Annotated in this window: 25 protein-coding genes and 2 pseudogenes; 14 read left to right on the top strand and 13 right to left on the bottom strand. The window is 69.4% G+C overall.

The window, feature by feature from the left end; all coding sequences use genetic code 11:
* Positions 1-116 precede the first annotated feature (116 nt).
* From ACODR5_RS12380 to ACODR5_RS12350, 7 genes are all read right to left on the bottom strand, one after another.
* The gene (locus ACODR5_RS12380; RefSeq protein ID WP_488983801.1) at positions 117-1346 is read right to left on the bottom strand and encodes a tyrosine-type recombinase/integrase; all 1230 of its coding nucleotides are present in this window, start codon (positions 1344-1346) and stop codon (positions 117-119) included.
* Complete coding sequence (locus ACODR5_RS12375) at positions 1330-1542, bottom strand: helix-turn-helix transcriptional regulator (RefSeq protein ID WP_026529681.1); 213 nt, start codon at positions 1540-1542, stop codon at positions 1330-1332. The genes ACODR5_RS12380 and ACODR5_RS12375 overlap by 17 nt, the downstream gene beginning before the upstream one ends.
* Entirely contained in the window at positions 1539-2126 is a 588-nt protein-coding gene (locus ACODR5_RS12370; RefSeq protein WP_026529680.1) for a hypothetical protein, read from the bottom strand. The genes ACODR5_RS12375 and ACODR5_RS12370 overlap by 4 nt, the downstream gene beginning before the upstream one ends.
* Before the next feature lie 80 nt (positions 2127-2206).
* Positions 2207-3928 carry a type IV secretory system conjugative DNA transfer family protein gene (locus ACODR5_RS12365; RefSeq protein WP_488983802.1) on the bottom strand — a complete coding sequence of 574 codons (1722 nt, stop codon included), beginning with the start codon at positions 3926-3928 and terminating at the stop codon, positions 2207-2209.
* A 53-nt stretch (positions 3929-3981) separates the two neighbouring features.
* Positions 3982-4464: a hypothetical protein gene (locus ACODR5_RS12360; RefSeq protein ID WP_488983800.1), complete on the bottom strand. Its 483-nt coding sequence runs from the start codon at positions 4462-4464 to the stop codon at positions 3982-3984.
* A 403-nt stretch (positions 4465-4867) separates the two neighbouring features.
* Positions 4868-5500 (bottom strand): hypothetical protein, encoded by a 633-nt coding sequence (locus tag ACODR5_RS12355; RefSeq protein ID WP_488983799.1) that lies wholly within the window; start codon positions 5498-5500, stop codon positions 4868-4870.
* Positions 5478-6062, bottom strand: a complete 585-nt coding sequence (locus ACODR5_RS12350) for a hypothetical protein (protein WP_102209899.1) — start codon at positions 6060-6062, stop codon at positions 5478-5480. Before ACODR5_RS12350 ends, ACODR5_RS12355 begins: the two co-directional genes overlap by 23 nt.
* 263 nt (positions 6063-6325) lie before the next feature.
* Between ACODR5_RS12350 and ACODR5_RS12345 the strand changes: the two genes are divergently transcribed.
* From ACODR5_RS12345 to ACODR5_RS12325, 5 genes are all read left to right on the top strand, one after another.
* Entirely contained in the window at positions 6326-6460 is a 135-nt protein-coding gene (locus tag ACODR5_RS12345; RefSeq protein ID WP_257996725.1) for a hypothetical protein, read from the top strand.
* Positions 6453-6773 (top strand): hypothetical protein, encoded by a 321-nt coding sequence (locus tag ACODR5_RS12340; RefSeq protein WP_028850586.1) that lies wholly within the window; start codon positions 6453-6455, stop codon positions 6771-6773. Before ACODR5_RS12345 ends, ACODR5_RS12340 begins: the two co-directional genes overlap by 8 nt.
* Positions 6760-7035 (top strand): metal-sensitive transcriptional regulator, encoded by a 276-nt coding sequence (locus ACODR5_RS12335; RefSeq protein WP_026529653.1) that lies wholly within the window; start codon positions 6760-6762, stop codon positions 7033-7035. Before ACODR5_RS12340 ends, ACODR5_RS12335 begins: the two co-directional genes overlap by 14 nt.
* Before the next feature lie 54 nt (positions 7036-7089).
* Positions 7090-7266 carry a DUF8730 family Cys-rich protein gene (locus ACODR5_RS12330; protein WP_164498150.1) on the top strand — a complete coding sequence of 59 codons (177 nt, stop codon included), beginning with the start codon at positions 7090-7092 and terminating at the stop codon, positions 7264-7266.
* Positions 7267-7383: 117 nt separating this feature from the next.
* Positions 7384-7917: a class I SAM-dependent methyltransferase gene (locus ACODR5_RS12325; protein ID WP_202976240.1), complete on the top strand. Its 534-nt coding sequence runs from the start codon at positions 7384-7386 to the stop codon at positions 7915-7917.
* Between the two features lie 39 nt (positions 7918-7956).
* Here the strand turns inward: ACODR5_RS12325 and ACODR5_RS12320 are convergent, their stop codons facing one another.
* From ACODR5_RS12320 to ACODR5_RS12295, 6 genes and pseudogenes are all read right to left on the bottom strand, one after another.
* Complete coding sequence (locus ACODR5_RS12320) at positions 7957-8307, bottom strand: aspartate/glutamate racemase family protein (RefSeq protein WP_202976241.1); 351 nt, start codon at positions 8305-8307, stop codon at positions 7957-7959.
* Positions 8304-8489, bottom strand: a pseudogene (locus ACODR5_RS12315) (aspartate/glutamate racemase family protein); the annotation flags it as partial. The gene ACODR5_RS12320 and the pseudogene ACODR5_RS12315, both read right to left, overlap by 4 nt.
* An 18-nt stretch (positions 8490-8507) precedes the next feature.
* The gene (locus ACODR5_RS12310) at positions 8508-8813 is read right to left on the bottom strand and encodes a hypothetical protein (protein ID WP_488983798.1); all 306 of its coding nucleotides are present in this window, start codon (positions 8811-8813) and stop codon (positions 8508-8510) included.
* Positions 8814-8866: 53 nt separating this feature from the next.
* On the bottom strand, positions 8867-9850 hold the full coding sequence (locus ACODR5_RS12305; RefSeq protein ID WP_036542091.1) for a M56 family metallopeptidase: 984 nt from the start codon (positions 9848-9850) through the stop codon (positions 8867-8869).
* Complete coding sequence (locus ACODR5_RS12300; RefSeq protein ID WP_036542093.1) at positions 9847-10236, bottom strand: BlaI/MecI/CopY family transcriptional regulator; 390 nt, start codon at positions 10234-10236, stop codon at positions 9847-9849. The genes ACODR5_RS12305 and ACODR5_RS12300 overlap by 4 nt, the downstream gene beginning before the upstream one ends.
* Positions 10233-10823: a hypothetical protein gene (locus ACODR5_RS12295; RefSeq protein WP_051016936.1), complete on the bottom strand. Its 591-nt coding sequence runs from the start codon at positions 10821-10823 to the stop codon at positions 10233-10235. Before ACODR5_RS12295 ends, ACODR5_RS12300 begins: the two co-directional genes overlap by 4 nt.
* A 92-nt stretch (positions 10824-10915) precedes the next feature.
* Here ACODR5_RS12295 and ACODR5_RS12290 point away from each other — a divergent pair, with 92 nt between their 5' ends.
* From ACODR5_RS12290 to lnt, 9 genes and pseudogenes are all read left to right on the top strand, one after another.
* Positions 10916-11668 carry a DsbA family protein gene (locus tag ACODR5_RS12290; protein ID WP_102209896.1) on the top strand — a complete coding sequence of 251 codons (753 nt, stop codon included), beginning with the start codon at positions 10916-10918 and terminating at the stop codon, positions 11666-11668.
* Between the two features lie 6 nt (positions 11669-11674).
* Positions 11675-12544: a cytochrome c biogenesis CcdA family protein gene (locus ACODR5_RS12285; protein ID WP_102209895.1), complete on the top strand. Its 870-nt coding sequence runs from the start codon at positions 11675-11677 to the stop codon at positions 12542-12544.
* Positions 12545-12582: 38 nt separating this feature from the next.
* A complete protein-coding gene (locus tag ACODR5_RS12280; protein ID WP_179747790.1) occupies positions 12583-13785 on the top strand; it encodes a hypothetical protein in 1203 nt (400 codons plus the stop codon).
* Positions 13786-13856: 71 nt separating this feature from the next.
* Entirely contained in the window at positions 13857-15266 is a 1410-nt protein-coding gene (locus tag ACODR5_RS12275; RefSeq protein ID WP_036542718.1) for an MBL fold metallo-hydrolase, read from the top strand.
* A 100-nt stretch (positions 15267-15366) separates the two neighbouring features.
* Positions 15367-15621 (top strand): annotated as a pseudogene (locus ACODR5_RS12270) (rhodanese-like domain-containing protein); the annotation flags it as partial.
* Between the two features lie 112 nt (positions 15622-15733).
* Positions 15734-15967, top strand: a complete 234-nt coding sequence (locus ACODR5_RS12265; RefSeq protein ID WP_218871006.1) for a YgaP-like transmembrane domain — start codon at positions 15734-15736, stop codon at positions 15965-15967.
* A 121-nt stretch (positions 15968-16088) separates the two neighbouring features.
* Positions 16089-16982: a sulfite exporter TauE/SafE family protein gene (locus ACODR5_RS12260; protein ID WP_036542721.1), complete on the top strand. Its 894-nt coding sequence runs from the start codon at positions 16089-16091 to the stop codon at positions 16980-16982.
* A gap of 54 nt (positions 16983-17036) precedes the next feature.
* Entirely contained in the window at positions 17037-17402 is a 366-nt protein-coding gene (gene trxA, locus ACODR5_RS12255; RefSeq protein WP_036542724.1) for a thioredoxin, read from the top strand.
* A 96-nt stretch (positions 17403-17498) separates the two neighbouring features.
* Positions 17499-19127: an apolipoprotein N-acyltransferase gene (gene lnt, locus ACODR5_RS12250; RefSeq protein WP_488983797.1), complete on the top strand. Its 1629-nt coding sequence runs from the start codon at positions 17499-17501 to the stop codon at positions 19125-19127.
* Positions 19128-19442 lie beyond the last annotated feature (315 nt).

Below are 19442 nucleotides of genomic sequence, written 5' to 3'. Positions count from 1 at the left end.
TCAAGCCTCAACGATCCTCAACCCGCGAAATCACCCGACGGTGACACGATCCAGGTAAGGGGACCAAAAGGGGACCAGAACGCTTCCGGGAGCACTCCCGCGGGCGTCGGAGCGCATCACAGGCCCCTGGTCGCGGGGCTGCTGCGCCGGGCGTTCTTGCGTTGTCCGGCGGTGGAGAGGAAGGCGTTGGCCTGCTCGGCGGCGGAGGCGAGGTGGCGGTCGTCGGGGTGGAGATAGCCGCGCGTGGTCTCCATCGAGGCGTGCCCGAGGATGTCTTGCAGTACGTGCAGCGGGATGCCCGCGTCGGCCATCCAGGTTGCCCCGGTGTGGCGTAGGCCGTGCCGGGTGAGGTCGGGCAGTCCGAGCTTCGCGACGATGCCGTCCCAGTTGGTGGCGTCGCGGACGGTCGCGGTGGTGAGATAGCCGCCCTTCGGGCCGACCAGCAACGAGTCCTCGGGCTCCTTCCCGTCGGTGAGGCGTTCGAGCACTGGCCGGAGTGGTTCGAGGATCGGCACGCGGCGTTCTTTGCGGCTCTTGGTCGGTTTTGTAACCAGGCCGCCTTTGCCGGGGAAAACCTGCCGGCGGATCACGACGAGGTTCTTGCCGCAGTCCACGTCCCCGACCTGCAACCCGGAGACCTCCGAGGACCGTGCGGCGAGTAGCGCGGCGAGCATCACGAAGTCGCTGTAGGACTGATGCACCTTGCCGCACGCCCTGGCGAGGCGGTTGAGGGTCTTCATGTCCGGGATTGCGTGCGCCCGTGGGGAGGTGTGTTCGGCGGACTGGCCGCGGAAGGCGTTGCGGTTCAGGCTCCGCTTGGCGCGGTTCTTCGCAGGATTGATCTGGATCAGCCCGTCCCGCACGGCCTCATCGAGCACCCGCACGAGCGGGGCGATGGTGTTCTTGATGGTCGACGCGCCGTGACGCTGCTCCCACTCATCAATGGTGCGGTCGATGATCCCGGCGGTGATCTGGGTGACCGGCAGGTGCCCGAGCGCGGGCAGCACGCGCAGTTTCAGCCCGTACCCGTAGGTCTCGCCGGTGGAGGTCGGGTCCAGGCCCCGCGCCCACCGGTCGCCGATGGAGGTGACGAACTCCAGCAGCGTCATGGACACGTCCATGCCCTTGGTCGATGAGTTGCGGAGCTGGTCGAAGAACGCGTGCGCGGCCGCTTCGTCTCGCACGATTTCCGAGCGGATGACACGCCGCTTGGTGGTCGGGTCGGTCCACCGGGCTCGGGCGCGGATGCCGTAGGAGCGGCGCTCCATGTCTGTGGAGACCTTCACGCCGATCGGCGGGACCGGCTTGGGCTCGGCGGTCGGCTGCGGTTCAGCTCTGCGGGGCACGGTCGTGTTCCAGCTCGCTCAGCCAGCGGTCCACGGCGTCGAGCCGGTACCGGGCGATCCCGCCAAGCCGCAGGAACGGCGGCCCCGTGCCGGCCGAGCGCCACCGCGACAGGGTGGACTCCGAGACCTTCAAGTACGCGGCGACCTCACGGCTGTCCAGCAGGGGCGAGACGAGTGCCTCGGTCTTGTCGCTCACGACACTTCTCCGGTGTCCGGGTCGAGGTCGCGGTAGAACGCTTCCTCTGCCTCGCGGCGGGCCTGGACGTCGGCCATGACGAACTCCACGAACTCGGCGTCGCGGTCGGTGATCGGGATGTCCTCGATCGGGTCGCCGGGTTCCTCGCCGGGCCAGACGGTCTGCCGGGTGGGACGGTCGTGGTCGAGCCGGGTGCCGCAGGCGGCGACCCATTCGCGGAGCCGCTGGCGGGCGTCGGCGAAGTCGCGGTGCCAGCCGAGCGGTGCGCTGCCGTTCTGGTCCGGGTCGTAGGCGCAGAGCCAGTGAAGGTGCAGCGCGCTCAGCTCCCACAGCAGCTCCGGGTGCATGTGCCAGGCGGGCGGGATCACGGAGGCGGGGAGCCCGTAGGTGTGGCGTAGCCAGTCCACCCAGCGGTTGAGCTCCAACCACTCGGCCTCGGCGTCCTCGGCACTCAGCAGGTTCCAGTTGATCGGGTGCGGCGGCTCGGCGATCAGCGGCTCGTCGTAGCCGTCGTCGTCCATCTGGTCCACATCCGAGTCGGGAACATCGTTCGTCGTGGCGTCGCCACCGGGTTCGTCGGACATGCTGGGCTCCTGTCTGCTCTCCGGCGCCGGTTCGTGCCGGGCCGTTGTGGCGGGCAGGTGCTCCGTGCCGCGACCGGCGTTCAGGTGCCGGAACGACGGAGCAGGGCTTCGATCTCGGCACGGTCGGCGGCGAGCTGGCCGGCGTCGGGACGCTTGGGCCAGGGGTGCAGGTCGGTGACGATCGGGGCCGCGGAGCGCAGCAGCACGATCCCGGTCCCGAACGGGAGCCGGCGGATGCGGTCGGGCGGGAAGATCGGTACCCGGCGCACGGACCGCTGGTTGGAGCGGGTGCCGTGGTCGCCCAGCGTCACGGAGTCGGTGTATTCGTCGCGTTCGCCGACCAAGGCGCTCAGGTCTTGCAGGTCCCGGCTGTTGGAAGCCCCGCCGAGGATGACCTTGACGATCGAGGCGTCCCAGATCGCGTTCGCCTGGTGCTCGTTCCACTTGTCCCGCGCCTGCGCGAGCGATTGGAGCACCGGCATGGTCGTGATCCTCGACCCGCCGACTTCGGCCATCAGCGTCGGCAGCGACGGCAACGGCGAGAGGTTGGCTATCTCATCCAAGGCCAGCAGCATCGGCGGATCGAGCCGGGCACCGGCCGACCGTGCGGCCAGGCGGCGGGCGGTCTCGATGAGGTCTTCCACGAGCGCGGCGACCAGCGCGGCGCTGGCTCCCGCACCGGACCCGGTTGCCAGCAGGAACAACGTGCCGCGGTCGCGGATGAACGCTTCGGGATCGAAGCCCTCACCGGGGCCGGGCGATACGGCGTCGAGCACGCGCGGGTCCGCGAGGGAGCCGAGAGCCAAGGAGACGCCCTGCCAGATCGAGTCGCGGGTGCGGGGGTCGGAGTCGATCATCGCTTCCAGAGACTCGGCCCACCCGGTCGCAGCCTGCGTGGAGCCGGTCAGGATCGCCACCGCGTCAGCGGCCGCGGTCGGATCGAGAGTCCACCTGAACAGCTCGGCGGGCGGCCGATGGTCGATCGCTGCCGCGTGCAGCAGGGCTTGGAGCGCGGCCCGTGTCTTGCCCTCCCAGAAGCCTCCGCCGTCGACGCCGCCTGCGGACAGGCCGGTGCCGGCGGCGAGCCCGGTGGCGCGGATCATCGCCGTCTGCGGCGACTCGCAGCCCCGGATCGGTGACCAGCGCAGACCGGCGGGCAGACCCTCGGCCAAGTGTTGCGGGTCGAAGATCGCGACGGGGCCGATCCTGCGACGGGCGCGCATGGTCGCGGTGAGGTTGTCCGGCCTGGTCGAGGTGACGACGACGGCGCCGGGCGCGTCGAGGATCGCCGGGATCACCAGATGCAGGCCCTTCCCGGAGCGGGGCGGCCCGATCACCATGATCGAGTCCTCGACCGACGCCCACACGCCGGTGCCCTTGGAGGTGCCGAGCCGGTAGCCCACGTCCGCCGGCTTCGGGTCAGCCAGGCCGGGGCGCAGGTTTCCCGCGCGGCGCAGCAGCGCCTTCTCAGACGCAGCGGCGGCGACTTCGTGCCGTGTGGCGATCCCGGCCATGCGGCGCGGGTCGGTCTCGATCCGGTGGGTGTGGCGGCGCAACCGCAGCCACGCCCATAGCCCGCCGGTCACGAGGCCGGCGAGCAGCAGCCCGGCGACGATCCAGTAGACGACCGGGTTCAGGCCGTCCGCGTCGAGCGCCGCGCCGGGATCACCAGGGCGGAACAGCACACCGACCCCGGAAGCGGGATCGCCGGCCGGCTGGGGCGTGCCGGTCAGGAACGCGGCCACCGATCCCGCGGCGCGCAGGATCAGCGCGACGCCGAACAGGACGACCAGCCCGATCATCGCGGCGTTGGTCAGCTCGTCCCCGAACGAGCCGGTCTGCCGGCCCTGCTCGTTCACGGCACTCGCCGGATGATCGTGGTGCCGGAGACCCGGCCGAACAGGATGACCTCGATGACCTCGCCGGTCCGGTCGGCGCCGTTCCCGGCTGGGTCGATGAGGGCGCGCGCGGTGCCGGAGTGGGCGGCGTCGGTGTGCCCGGTGACGACTGCGACCGCCACGTCCTCGCCCGGAACGAACCCCTTGCCCTCGACGGTGTGAAACACAGGCCCGGCCTGCGCCGCCGGTTCCGGTTCGGGCTCGGGGCGGGAACGCCGGCGGCGGGCGGCGACGATGTCGGTGAACGTCGTGCCGTCCGCTTCGCGGACCTCGACCCTCGCCGGTGTCGTCCGGTCGTTCGTGGCGCGGTCGATGATCTGCCCGAACGAGGAGCGCCGCCACGGCGGCGCGAAAGGGTCAGGGTCCAACGGTTTCCCGTCGACGGTGACGGTCACGGTGCCGTCCTCGCGCACATCGAGCACGACGAGCGGAATGGACACCGGGACGGGCTCAGGCTCGGGCTTCCTCATAGCGTCGAGGTGAGCCAACGCCGCCATGAGAGCATGCGTGGCGCTCCTGGGCGTCCGCGCGCACGTACGAGCCGTGCAGGTCGAACCTCTGCCGCGTACGGAGGAATGTCGGACGTCTCTGGCAGGCTCTTCGTATGAGTGATGAAACTTGGGACGGCCGCCGGGCGGTCAGTGCGAGTTCGGGTGATAACACGGTTTCGCGTGCGCGGCAACCGGATGGTTGACGCGCACACTGGGGAGACATCATTCCGTGTCCGCGACGACGGCAGAGTGGTGGATGCCAATTCCGGCGAGACACGGTTTCGCGTGCGCGATGACGGCCGTGTGGTCGATGTCAACACGGGTGAGACGGTCTACAGACTCAGAGGTTGAGTCACTTAGCCCACAATGCCTGCATTCGATTGAAGTTCTCCGCGAATCGGCCATCGATACTGAGAGCAACCAGCTCATCGAGACGCGGCATCAGCATACCCGCTCGATCTTCGCCGATATGAAGTACCTGCGCAGGCTCGGCATACATAGTCTCGGCAAAGCACTGCGCGTCGAGGCGGTCCCGTAATATGCCGACGTGTTGCCAGAAAATCTGGTCAATCAAGTAGTCGGTGTCGAGATAGACCGTCGTCACAGTTGCACGACCCTCGGGCTCACCCCCAAGCAGTGTGTTGGCCCCCAGGAGAATCACGTCCCCAAACTTGACCAGCTTCTGCTTGAACTCGCTAAACAGGATAGCGCTTCCATCGCGAACGACGATGACCTGAACGCAGTGGTAGGCCAACGGCCCGACCGGCTGGACGATGATGCGGTTCCGGGCGAGGATGGGTGCGAAACCGCGGAGACTGCAGGACTCGTGTTGGTTCGACGCCGCGACCGATTCGGGCTCATCAACCGCATTCCTGGGATGGGATTCCTGACCACCTCTTTCGCGGGCACCAGACGGACCGCGCTGAGGACTGCGCGACGGGCGGGTCTCGACAATCCCGCGACTAATCGACCGGTTCGAGCCCAACGAACTTCATCCGGTCCTCGCCGTAGAAGCATGTCTGCAAGGCGAATGAACCGTCGAGGCCAAGTAGGTCATCGGTGGTCGCCCAGGTCTTTGGCGTGTGGCGGATATCAACCACTTGATACACCTGATCGCTACCCTCGACCTGCACCAGTTGGCCTATCTCCCAGGGGAGCAGGACGTCGCCTTGACAATTGTTGTGAGCTGCCCATACCGGCGGAACGCCCTCCCGCTCGTAGGAACTCATCTCCGTGAACGTTCCGTCGCAGCCGTCTAGTTCGTGCACGCCACCCGTGGCGCCCAAGTCCACGGTGGGCAGGTCTCCGAACGCGTCCTCCCGCGCGGCATGGATGCTTCCCGTGACCGCCGTCTTCACCGTCCCGTACACATACTCGACCCGCTCCGGCGCGGCGAGAAGGCCTACCAGCAGCGCCCCGCCAGCGAGGACGAGGACCGTCCCCGCCGCCGCGCTGAGGAACCCATGCCAGCGCCGCGGCGGTGGCTTACTCCGTCCGACTGTCTCCCGCATGCTCCGAACCCCGTTCCGCACGTTGACCAACCTCATGTTCGACTATCCATGATAGTTACTATCTAGCATAGTCGTATGGTTCAGCCTGTCTTCGCCGGCCGCCGTGGGGTAGCCGTCTCCCGCCCGGTTCGTGACCTCTGCGGCCCACGCGGTCCGAGAGGAGTGCGCTGCGCGAGGAGCGATCGGCGGGCGCTGCACAACCGTCCGGAGAGTCCGCTTGCCTCTGTCGCGGAGACCTCGTTCGCGACGCTGCGATGACAAGGTTGAGATCGCGATACCCCCGGGGGTATAGTGGAGTCATGGGCGCGACCGAGATCAGGCGAGAGAACCCGACCCGGGTGGTCGAGGAGAGCTCGGTGCCGATCCTGGGCTTTTGGGCCGACCACCCACTCGACGACGTTCCTGACAGTCAGAGGAGTTTCGCCTATGTCTGACCGACAGCTCACCTGCGCCCCGGCATGCCGCGCCGGCGTATGGGGGCGGCTGAGCCGTGGAGCCGTCGCCCTGATCGTCGGCGCGTTCGGTGCATCCATGCTGTCGACGGACCCGGCGATCGCGGTAGCCGCCGGCGTGATGGCCACCGTCATCGCGGTCATGGCGGTCACAGGAACATGCCCGACGAGCTGGCTCACCACTCGTCGGCAGCCTCAGACGCCGCAGCACACACTCGACATCCCCGATGCCCGGCAGCACGTCGACCTGACGAGCGCCCCCGTCCCGAACAGGAGTTCTCATGTCCACGAGTGACCCCGACGCCCAGCGCCGCATCCTCAACCGGCTCCGCCGCGCCCGCGGCCAGCTCAACGCCGTCATTGACGCGGTCGAAGGCGGCGGGTCGTGCCGGGAGGTGGTGACCCAGCTCGCGGCGGTCTCCTCGGCGCTTGACCGTGCCGGGTTCGCGATCATCTCCACCGCGATGAAGGACTGCATCGCCGACCCCGACGGCACCAACCGTGCCGACGACATCACCACCGAGGAGCTGGAGAAGCTGTTCCTCACGCTCGCCTGAACGAGCGATCCTCACGACCAACCGACAGACAGCCCTCGAAGGAAGAAGCAATCCATGTGCCGAGCTGTGACCTGTAAGACCTGCGGCAAGACCACCTGGGCCGGCTGCGGCCAGCACATCGCCGAGGTCAAGCGCACCGTGCCGGCGGGCCAGTGGTGCCCCGGACACGACAAGGAGAAGGAGAAGGCAGCCGCGACGAGCGGGTTCTTCGCCCGCCTGTTCGGACGATGACAGGCGCCACGCGCCACGACTCGCCCTCTCAGAATCCTCAGGAGTTCTGGGAGGGCCGCTACCGGGACGCCGAGCGCGTGTGGTCGGGCCGCCCCGAACCCTAGCCTGGTCAACGCTGTGCAGCACTTGGCTCCGGGGAAAGCGCTGGATCTGGGGTGCGGGGAGGGCGCCGATGCGATCTGGCTCGCCACCCAGGGCTGGCTCGTCACCGGCGTGGACATCTCCGCCACCGCTATCGCCCGCGCACGCCGCGAGGCTCAGCGTCAACAGGCCAGCGCGGCCACCCGGTTCGTCACTGCCGACCTGGCACGGTGGGAGCCGGACGACGGCCCCTACGATCTGATGACCGCCAGCTTCCTGCACTCGCCTGTCCCGCTCCCGCGCATCGCGATCCTGCAACGCGCAGCCACCACGGTGCGCGCCGGCGGTCACCTCGTGGTCCTCTCCCACGCCGCACTCCCACCCTGGGTCGACGCCGCGGATCATCCCGCGCACAGCTTTCCCAGCCCGGCACGACAGTTCGTGGAGCTGAACCTCAACGAGCACGACTGGCTCGTCCTGAGCATCCAGACGCACACCCGACACGCCACCGCCCCTTCCGGCGAGGCCGCCGAGCTGACCGACGGGGTACTTCTCCTCCAGCGCCGGTGACCGGCTCGTCCCGGCGCGGCGGACCCGCTGTGGGGCGGCTTAGCCGCGGGACATCGCGGTCTGGACGATGGCTTCGACGTGCAGCGTGGTCGAGTCAAGCAGCGGCAGTCCCGGCACGTCGTCGGGGCCGACCAAGAGGATGATCTCGGTGCATCCGAGCACGATCGCCTCGGCCCCGGCCGCGTGGAGGTCTGTCATGACCCGGATGTAGGTCTCCCGAGACTCAGGCCGGAACACGTGTCTGGTCAGCTCGTCGAAGATGATCTGATCGACCGTGGTCCGGTCGACGGGCTCCGGGGGCAGCACAGTGAAGCCCGCTCGCTCGAGTCTTCTCCGGTAGAAGTCCTGTTCCATCGTCGGCGCGGTGCCGAGCAGTCCCAGCCGGGTCACCCCGATGCGATGTCGGTCGCTGTGGTCGCGACCACATCGGCGATGTGCAGGAATGGGACGGTGATCGCCGCCTCGATGACGGGCGCGACTCGGTGCATCGTGTTGCTCCCGCAGGCGATGAAGTCCGCTCCCGCCCGCTGCAGGCCCCGGGCTTTGCCTGCCAGATACTGTCCGGCCTCATCCCAGGCTTTCTGGTCCGGTCAGATGCGGATGTAGGCGGCGCCGGCCAGTTGCGCATGGACGATCGCGGTGACCGCGGAGGGGACCGTGCCGACCTCGGGTCGCAACTCGCCGGGGTCGATGCCGCGCCGTCCGAGCCCGACGCTGCACGCGGCCACCTCGGTGTGCTCGGGCACCTGGACGGCATCGGTGCCGGTCAGGCCGGCCAGTGCCGGGCCGTTGACGATCACCCGCACCCGCACTCCCAGGCCGGCGGCGTGGAGTCCGGCGGCGGCGTCCAGCGCCCGTTGCACGTCGGCGGGGTCGTCGGCCACGTGCAGGATCACCTCACGAGTGTTCTCATTCATTGTTTGGTGTTCTCTCTTGGTTTCCGGCAGGGTCAGATGGTGCAGCCGGTGAGGGCGGCCGAGACGTAGGGCAGATGGACGAGGGCAGCAAGGGCGGCCATGCCGACCAGGTATGCGGCGATCGCGACGGCGGGCAGGGCGCCTGCCAGCCCGGCGCTGGGGTGGACGAGGTGGCGGATGCGTTCGGGACCAGCGGCGTGCAAGGCGACAGGGCAGGAGTGCTGCGGCATGGCGGGGTGGGTGCGTTCGCCGAGCTTGACCAGGGCGCTGACCAGCGCCCTGGTTCCTGCGTGACGGCGGGCCTGGTCGTCCGCGGCGATCTCCAGGTAGTGCGGCAGCGCGTCGGCGACAGCGCGGATCAGCGGCACCCACCGTAGGTAGGCGGCGATGCTGTCCACTAGCGCGGTGATGAGGTGGTGGCGTTGGTGCAGGTGGGCGTGCTCGTGGGCCAGCACGGCGGCCAGCTCGCCCGGCCCCAGCGCGCGCACCGCGCCGGTGGAGAGCACGATCCCGCCGTGACGGTCGGGGAAGGTAAGCGCGAACGGGTGCTCGGCGTCGACCAGTGCCACCTCGTGCCCGTGAAGGAGCTGCCGCCGCGCGCCGTGCAGCAGCGTGCGGGCGGCGTCCCGGGAGCGAGAGCTGCGCCGAACCATCTGGCGGGCAAGACCTGCTCCCAGAGCAAGGGCCAGCGCCACCGGCAGGGCGAGCAGCAGCACCGCGGGGATCAGGGTTTCGGTGGTGTCGGCGGAGAACGGGTTCGCGGCGGTCAGGCACCGTTGGCAGACCTCGGCCGCGCGTTCGGGCAGCAGCGCGGGGCCGGCTCCGGCCCAGGCCAGCACCGGGCCGATCGCCAGCAGCGTGACCAGCCAGACCCCGATGCCGCCGGCGACGACCACGATCGCCAAGCGCGGGACGCGCACCAGGGCGGGGGCAGCGTGCCGCAGCAACCACGGCCCGAACACCGCCAATGCCACCAGTCCGGTGCACAGAGCCATCGTGAGGATGCCCGCGGTCATGGCATGTCTCCCCGGTCGCGGCGTTCCAGGTAGTCTCGCAGCAGGTCCAGGTCGTTCTCGGGCATCGAGTCCACGAACTGCAGGATCGAGGCGGCCCGGTCGCGGCTAGCCTCCAGCACCTGCTCCATCAGCCCCGCGGCGTGCTCGTGCCTGGTGATCTTGGCGCCGTACCGGGTGGACCGGTTCTGCCTCGTGATGGTCACCAGGCGCTTGCGATCCAGGTTGGTGAGCACGGTCGCGATGGTGGTGTAGGCGGGGTCGGAGGGCAGGTGCTCGATCACTTCGCGCACGGTAGCCGGGCCGTGGTCCCACAGCACGTCCATCACCTGCGCTTCCAACGCCCCCAGGCGCAGCAGGTCGCCGGAGCGCCCATCGGCGGCCTTCATCGCACAGCCGCCACCGGCTCGGGGCGGACCGGGCAAGCGACCTGCCCGCGTAGTCGCCACACCAGTGCGACGCCGGTCAGGATCAGCGCGCCGAGCGCGAGGAACGGCTGCACGGGGGTGAACCAGGTGATCGCTCCCGAGTACCCCAGCGCCAGCAGCGCCAGCTTGTTGCACACCGGGCACCCCACCGCGAACCATGCCAGGATGCCGCCGGCCATTCCCATCCGGCTGCTGCGCCGCGCCTGCGCCTCATCGGCCGCGTCGGTGGCGGCGCCGTCCTCGCTGACCGCATTCGCCTGCTGCTCGTCCGCGGCGGCGCGGTACGGGCGGATATACGTAGCGACCAGCATGCCCGACAGCACCGAGGTGACCAGCCACACCGGATAGTTCCACCACACCGGCGGGATGTCTCGACCGAACAGCGGGTTGGGGATCAGCACCGTCGCCACCCCGATCACCACCGCGACAACCGCCGAGGCAGCGATCGCGGCCAGCACCTGCCTGCCCGTCCACCCTCGAAGCGCCTGGACCGCCAACCGGAAGCTTTCGCCGATGCCCTGGCGGGATCGAGTCGTGGGAGAGGTCATGGAACCCATTCTGACACGACTCGACTACCACGCATAGTCGACTATCTGAGATAGTAGAGGTCGGTGCCCGCGACAGTGACAGGAGAATCCCTATGCCCACCGAGACCACGAACCGCCCGAAACCGTCGAACCGTTCGAGGTCGTCATGGGTCGTGCCGGTCGCCGTGTTGACCCTGGCTGCTGTCCTGATCGCCGTGATCGTGGCGGTGAACTGGAGTGGCACGACGGCCGAGGAGGGGGGCTCGCCGTCGGATAGCGGCGCGCCGACGGAGGTGCAGAACCCCGAGCAACCGGACCTGTCTGCGGCCGAGACCAGGGACGAGGCGGACCTGCTCGCGGCCGGGCCCGTGGATGCGCCGGTGGTGCTGGTGGTGTTCTCGGACTATCAGTGCCCGTTCTGCGCGCGGTGGAGCGAGCAGACACTGCCGTCGATGATGGAGCACGTCGACGCCGGGGATCTGCGGATCGAGTGGCGCGACATCAACGTGTTCGGTCCCGCGTCCGAGCGCGCAGCGCGGGCCTCGTACGCCGCCGCCCTCCAGGGGGCGCTCTGGGAGTACCACGACGCCCTGTTCGAGGACGGGGAGCGCAGGTCCGAGAGCGAGCTGAGCGAGGAAGCCCTCGTCGCCTTGGCGGGCGAACTCGGTTTGGACACCGAGCAGTTCGCCGCCGACCTGGGCTCGGAGGAGACGGCGCAGGTGATCGCCGCCAACCAGCAGTTCGGGTTCGACCTCGGCGCCACCTCCACCCCGATCTTCATCCTGGGCGGACAGCCGATCGTCGGGGCGCAGCCCACCGAGGTGTTCCAGGAAGCGTTCCAGAGCGCGCTCGACGCGGCGGAGTGAGGCGGCGTGGACATCGGACTGCTCGCCGCGTTCGCCGGCGGCACGCTCGCGCTGCTGAGCCCGTGCGCGGCGCTGCTGATGCCGGCGTTCTTCGCCTCCACGATCGGCAGCGGGCCCCGGCTGCTGCTGCACGGAGCCGTGTTCTACGTCGGCCTGCTGACCGTCCTGGTCCCCGTGGGGGTCGGAGCCGGCGCCCTGGGGACGCTGTTCGTGACTCACCGGCAGGCGATCGTGCTCGTCGCCTCGCTGGTCCTGGTCGTCCTCGGCGCGGCGCAGGCGCTCGGGTTCGGGTTCGACCCTGCCCGGCTGCTACCGGCCGGGGCAGACCTGCACGCGCAAGCGGCGTCCAAGACCGGACTCGTCAAGACGGTGCTGCTGGGCGCTGCCAGCGGCATCGCGGGATTCTGCGCTGGCCCGATCCTGGGCGCCGTGCTCACCCTGGCCGCCGCCCGCGGCGACACCCTCGCCGCCGGCGTCATGCTCGCCGTGTACGGCGCGGGCATGGTGCTGCCGCTGCTGCTGATCGCCGCGCTCTGGCAGCGCCTGGGCGCCCGTGGACGCCGGTTCCTGCGCGGGCGATCGTTCACCGTGCTGGGCCGGGAGCTGCACACCACCTCGGTGGTCACCGGGCTGCTGATCGTGGGCGTCGGGGTGCTGTTCTGGACCACCAACGGCCTGGTCGGGGCTCCCGAACTGGTTCCGCTCGACGCCCAGGCCTGGCTCCAGGAGAACACCGCGATCCTGGCGAACCCGATCCTGGACATCCTCGCCGTCGTCCTCATCGCCGGGATCGTGCTCGTGCTCTGGGCCAGACGCCGCCGTACCCACGCTCGCGCTGACGCCCAGGCGGGCGAGCACCGCGCGGAACAGTCATGACGCCGCGCCGGCGACGCTCCAGCCTTGCCCTCGCCGCCGTGGCCGCGCTGCTGGTGACCGGCTGCGGGGCATCCGAGCCCGAGCCCGTAAGAGACCCCTACTCGGTCGATGGGTCGCTACCCGTGGTGGACACCTCGGGCATGCGGCTGCCGACGCCGTTCGAGGAGCTGGAAGTCGTGGACCCCGGGTGGGACATCACTCCGCAGTACGCGGACGGGGTGTATCTGGCCGCCGGTGAACGCGACGGTGTGCTGGAGTTCACCGCCGTGGACGTCCACGGGGACGTGCTGTGGGCCGCGCAACGTCCAGCGAGCTGCACCGGGTTCGTCGTGACCACCGACGCGCACGGCCGAGCCCTCGCGATCCTGGGCGACCTCCAGACCACGGCCGACGCCCTGGCCGCGACGACTGCCACCGCCTACGACCTGACGACCGGGGAACGGGTCTGGGGTCCGGTCGAGGTGCCCGGCCCCTACCAAGGCCCCGGGCTGGTCTTCGCCGCACCTCCCGAAGGCTTCATGGGCGAGACCGGCCCACGCGTCGCGCTCGACCCCACCACCGGAGACGTCGCGGCCGACGAGTCGAGCCCCGAAGGTATCCGCATCATCGGCGAGTACCACGGCATCGTGCTGCTCACCCACGAGGACGCTCTGATCGCGCGCGACACGGCCGACGATCAGGAGCTCTGGCGCGTCCCCCTCGCCGAGCACGGCTGGACGGCGGCGTCCATCAGCGCGTCCCTGCGCCCTGCACCGGGAGACGGGCTCGCGCTCGTCGCCACCTCCGAGACCACCGGCGCGCTCCTCGACCTGGATCAGGGCAGCATCGTGAGCAGCACCGCCCGCGACGCCGCCGTAGACCCCACCACGGGGACCCTCGTCACCCTGGACGACACCGGCCTGCACGGCTATGACGCCGACGACCGACCACTGTGGTCCCTGCCTGTTGCTGCCGAGACCACCATCGCGGCGATCGGCGGCGTCTTCCTCTATCTGCGAGAGGACGGGGCGATCCGGGTCCACAACGTCCTCACCGGTGATGTCGCCCAAGCCTACGAACCCGACGGCCAAGGACCGATCATCGTGCCCACCCACATCACCATCAACGGCGCTGCACTCCTCCTCCAGGAACGACGGCACCTGGTGGCGACGATCGCTGAGTCCCCTCTGAACGAGTCCTCTCCGACGGCCAGCCACGCGGGCATGTCGATCGTGGGCGCTCGGGTCGCACACTCGACTTGAAATACCCCAGGGGGTATGAGACGGTAACAATACCCCCCAGGGTATCGATGGCATCGACGGAAGGATGAACAGTGCTTCTCGAACGCATCTACGACGAGGACCTGGCGCAGGCCGGGTACTTCATCGGCTGCCAGGCCAAGGGCGAGGCGGTGGTGATCGACGCGCGCCGCGACATCGCGGACTACCTGGCGCTCGCGGCCAAGCACGGCATGCGGATCGTCGCAGTGACCGAGACCCACATCCACGCTGACTACCTGTCCGGGACCCGCGAGCTGGCTGCGGCGGTCGGCGCCGAGGTCTACGTCTCCGGCGAGGGCGGCGCGGACTGGCAGTACGGGTTCGACGCCCGGCGTCTGTACGACCGCGACACGATCACGATCGGCAACATCACGATCCAGGCCCGGCACACGCCTGGTCACACTCCTGAGCACCTGGTGTTCCTGGTCACCGACGGCGCCTTCGCCAGCGAGCCCGGCTACCTCATCTCCGGCGACTTCGTGTTCGCCGGGGACCTGGGCCGCCCCGACCTGCTGGACGAGGCCGCGGGCGGGGTCGACACCCGCTTCGAGGGCGCGCGGCAACTGTTCACCAGCTTGCGTGAGGTGTTCCTGACCTTGCCGGATCACGTCCAGGTCCACCCGGGGCACGGCTCCGGCAGTGCGTGCGGCAAGGCGCTCGGCGCGCTGCCCTCGACCACGGTCGGCTACGAACGCGCGAACGCCTGGTGGTCGCGCCACCTGGCTGCCGACGACGAGCAGGGGTTCATCGAGGAGCTGCTCGACGGGCAGCCCGACGCGCACGCCTACTTCGCGAGGATGAAGAAGCAGAACCGCGAGGGTCCCGCCGTGCTGGGCGAGCGCGGCCCGGTGCCCGAGCTGGCCGTAGCGGAGGTGGCGCGGCGGCTGGAGGCCGACGAGATCACCTTCGTCGACACCCGCCCGCCGGCGCAGGCCCATCAGGGCACCGTTGCCGGCTCGCTCAACATCCCCGACGGCTCCAAGACCGCCACCTATGCCGCCTGGGCCTACGATCCCGAGGCCGACTCGCGTCCGCTGGTGCTGCTGGCCGAGGACCAGACCGCCGCCCAGGCGATCGCGGATCGGCTGCTGCGGGTCGGCATCGACCAGACCGCCGGCTACGTCACCACCATCGACGGGCTTCCCCGGTTCGTCCCGCCCCTCATCGAGCCGGCAGAGCTGGCAGGTTTCGATGCCGCGCTGCTGCTGGACGTGCGCCAGCGCGGCGAGTACGCCGCCGGGCACATCCCCGGCGCCACACAGCTCAGCGCCGCACGCGTCCTCTGGCACCAAGACGAGCTGCCGCGCTCCGGCACGATCGTGACCTATTGCCAGTCCGGGATGCGGAACACCGTCGCCGCGAGTGCCCTACGACGCGCCGGGCACGCCGTCGTCGAGCTCGACGGCAGCTATAACGCCTGGCGCGCATGGCAGGAGACCACCAGCGAGACCGCGCTGGCCTGACGCACAGCAGAACGATCGCATCCTCCGACGGGCGGTCGGCCCCAGCCCCTTCCATTCGCATCTCCGCTGCCCGCGGCCAGACCTGACGAGGAACCACCCCATGACCGATCCCTCCGCCGAGCTCCGAACGCTCACCGCCGAGGAGCTCGCCCAGTGGCGTCAGCTCCACGACGACCTCACGATCATCGACGTGCGGTCCCCGGCCGAGTTCGAGACCCTCCACATTCACGGCTCGTACAACGTCCCGCTGCCGCTGCTGACCGAACACGCCTCGGATCTGGCAGAGCGGCTCGGGCACCGCGCGGTACTCGTGTGCCAGTCCGGCAACCGCGCCACCCAGGCCCAGCAGCATCTCGCTGCCGCCGGCGTGCGGACGGCCAACGTGCTCACCGGCGGCGTGCCCGCCTTCGAGGCCGCTGGCGGCCAGGTGGTCCGCAGCGCAGCTCGCTGGGACATCGAGCGCCAGGGTGCGGTTCACGGCCGGGCTGATCGTCCTGGTGAGCCTGCTCGTGGCCGAGTTCCTCTGGCCGGAGTCCCGGTTCATCGCGTTCGCGCTCAGCGCCGGGCTCGTCGTCGCGGCGCTCACCGGCTCCTGCCTGATGGGCCGCATCCTCTCCCGCATGCCCTGGAACAAGGTCACGGCCAGCCCCACCGCACGGAGCGCGATCGCATCCATCCCGGTCGCGACCCAGGAACTGTGATGCCCTGGCGTGCTCCGACGTTCCGACGGCGTTCAACTGCAACGACCCCGCATCTAGGACCGGCATCGGCACGGTCGGCGTCACGACCCGCAGCACCAACCACGATGCCCGGTGAGCACGAGTGAGCGGCACCCTGATCCTCACCCTCGTGCTCGCCGTGGGTGTCGGGCTCGCGCTAGGGACGCTCGGCGGTGGCGGGTCGATCCTGACCGTCCCGCTGCTCACCTACATCGCGGGCATGCCCCCGAAAGAGGCCATCGCGGCCTCGCTGCTGATCGTCGGCGTGACCTCGTTGTCCAGCCTCGTCGTGCACGCCCGGCACCGTCGAGTCCGATGGCGCACCGGGCTCATCTTCGGAGCCGCTGGCATGGTGGGCGCCTTCGCCGGAGGACTCATCGGAGGCCAGCTCCCCGGTGCCGTGCTGATGGTGGCCTTCGCGATCATGATGATCGCCACCGCGATCGCGATGGTCACCAGAAAGCCCAGGCGCGACACCGACCAACCCACGGCCGATGCCGGGACCGAGCGCGCCCACTCGCTGCCGATGCTGCGGACCATGCTCGAAGGCATCGTCGTCGGCCTCATCACCGGGATCGTCGGCGCCGGCGGCGGCTTCCTCGTCGTCCCCGCCCTCGTGCTGCTGGGCGGCCTCAGCATGCCGGTGGCCGTGGGCACCTCACTGCTGGTGATCGCGATGAAGTCCTTCGCCGGACTCGCCGGCTACCTGACCACGGTGACCCTCGACTGGCCCCTGGTGGCCGCGGTCACTGCGATGGCCGTGCTCGGAGCGCTCCTCGGTGCGCGCCTGTCAGGACGCATACCAGCCGACGCCCTCCAGAAGGTCTTCGGCGTCTTCGTCCTGCTCACCGGAACGCTCGTGCTCGTGATCGAGCTGCCGCCGGCCTGGGCGATCGCCGCCGGAGGCCTCGGACTCATCACGGTGGTCCTCGTCCTCGTCTGCCGGCTGACCGCTCTCAACTGTCCCTTCGGCCTAGCCCGGCCGACCCCGGGCTGAACCACTTCACCTCACAACACACCGTCGCCGACCAGACTCCGGAGCCCCACCCTCATGACAACCATCGACCTCACCGAAGACGCATTCTCAGCCGCCATCACCGACCATCCCATCGTGCTGGTCGACTTCTGGGCCGCCTGGTGCGGACCATGCCGCAGCTTCGCCCCCGTCTTCGAGGCCGCGTCCACCGAGCATCCCGACATCCTGTTCGCCAAGGTCGACACCGAGGCCCAGGCATCCCTGGCCGCCGCCGCACAGATCACCTCCATCCCCACGCTGATGGGCTTCAAAGACGGCGTCCTGGTCTACTCCCAGCCCGGAGCGCTCCCGGCCAAAGCGCTCCACGACCTGATCGGCAAAATCCGCGACCTCGACATGGACCACGTGCGCGCGCAAATGCAGGCGTCCGACCCTCGCTAGAACAGGGAGCGCATCATTTCCGGGCTCAGAGTCGAGACATCGGCCGACACGCGGACGCGGGCGTCCGAGACTGCGCCCTTGCCGCTATGGGCCGCGATGCCAGTCGCCGGCGTGGCCGGGCTCGCGATGGATGCGGCGTTCCCCGCACTCGGGTGGTGGCCGCTGGCGTTCGTCTCGGTGACGTTGTCCCTGGTCACTCTCATCGGGCGACGGTCCTGGGGGGCGCTGCTGGTCGGGACAGTCTTCGGCGCAGCGTTCTGGTTTCCTCACGTGTCCTGGTCGGCGCAGTTTCTCGGGGAGCATCCGCTGAGCTGGGTCCCGTGGGTGGCCCTGGCTGGCGCGCTGACGATCTACACGGCTGTGCTGACGGTGCCGATCGCCCTCGCCTACCGATGGCTGCCGCGCCGGCGCAACGCCTTCGCGATGCGGCTGCTGGCGCTGCCGCTGCTGGTAGCGGGAGCCTGGACGATCCGCGAACTCATCATGGGCTCCTGGCCCTACGGCGGATTCCCGTGGGGACGGGTGGCGATGAGCCAATCGGAAAGCCCGATCGCTCCGGTCGCGTCATGGGTCGGCGTCTCCGGCCTGGGCTTCCTGATGGTCGCCGTGTGCGCCGCCGCGATCGAAGCAGTCCGTTGGATCGTGCGCGCGCAACCGGCACGCGGTAACGCCACCGAGCACCCGAGAACACCTCTCGCCTCGTGGGCGGCGTCGATCCCCGTGCTCGGTCTCGCAGCGGTGATGGTCCTGGTGCCGCAGTTCCCGACCAGTCACGCGGGCACCATCCGGGTGGGCGCTGTGCAGGGCAACGGCCCCGCCGCGTACGTCGATGAGCACGAACCGGGCGCGGTCCTGGAATCTCAGCTCGCCGCTTCCGCCCCTCTCGAAGACGAACAGGTCGACATCGTGCTCTGGCCCGAGGGCGGCGTCGACAGTGATCCCCTCGCCGACGAGGCCACCGCTCACGCGCTCGACGATGCAGCCGCCCGATACGACGCCCCGATCCTGCTCAACGCCGCCGCGGCAGACGGCCACCTCGTCTACAACACTTCCTTCCTCTGGACCTCGAACGGGCCGACGGCCGCGCACGCCAAACGCCATCCCGTCCCCTTCGGCGAGTACGTGCCCGACCGGTGGTTCTACGGCGCGCTCGTGCCCAGCCTGGTAGACCTCCTAGAACGCGAGTACGCCGCCGGCGTCGACACACCCGCCATCGAGGTCGACGGCGTAGAGGTGGGACTGGCGATCTGCTTCGACGTGGCCTTCGATGACGTCATTCACGAAGGCGCGCACAGCGGTGCCCAGGTGCTCATGTTCCAGACGAACAACGCCGACTTTCGCGACACCGATGAAAACCTGCAACAGCTTGCGTTCGCGCGCATGCGCGCCATCGAGACCGGCCGCAGCGTCGTCAACCTCTCCACCACCGGCACCAGCCAGGTACTCGCCCCGAACGGCGCCACGCTGGCCGCACTAGCCGCGGACGAACCCGGACTCATGATCGCCGACCTTGAGCTCCGGGACGGGCTCACCGCCGCCGTCATGTTGGCGCAGTCGATCAACACGCCGATCGTCTCAGGCACTCTCGCCGGCTTTCTCGTCCTCGCCTTCCTCCTCCTGCGAGACCGTGCATCCTCGCGACACCATCGGGTGCTGGACTCCAGCCAACGAAGCAGCATCGGCCTGCACGAGTGCGCCGACGCGCATCGCCGAGAGCGCTTGTAGCGGAAGAACGCCGTTGCCGAGCGCAGCGATCTGCTGATTAGCCGTGAGTTGATGGATCGGATCAGTGATCCAACCACTGGGGAGACCCATCAACCACTCCACGAACTCGGGCGACGGCCGCGGTCCACTAGTCCTGTCTAGCAGCGCTGGCGCGATTCGTCCTGTCACATGCTCCCATCGGGCGATGGCGCGGGCGTAGCGTCCCCAGCGGCGAAGATGTCCTCGATCAGGAACCACAGCATCTCGGGTTCGCTGCTCTTTGGGGTGTGACACTTCTTGTAGACGGTCGTTACCAGGAAGGAACGACAGGCAGAG

Source organism: Microbacterium sp. FG3 (assembly GCF_057809335.1).
The sequence above is the reverse complement of the archived record's forward strand: the minus strand, read 5'-3'. Positions and strand labels throughout refer to the sequence as shown.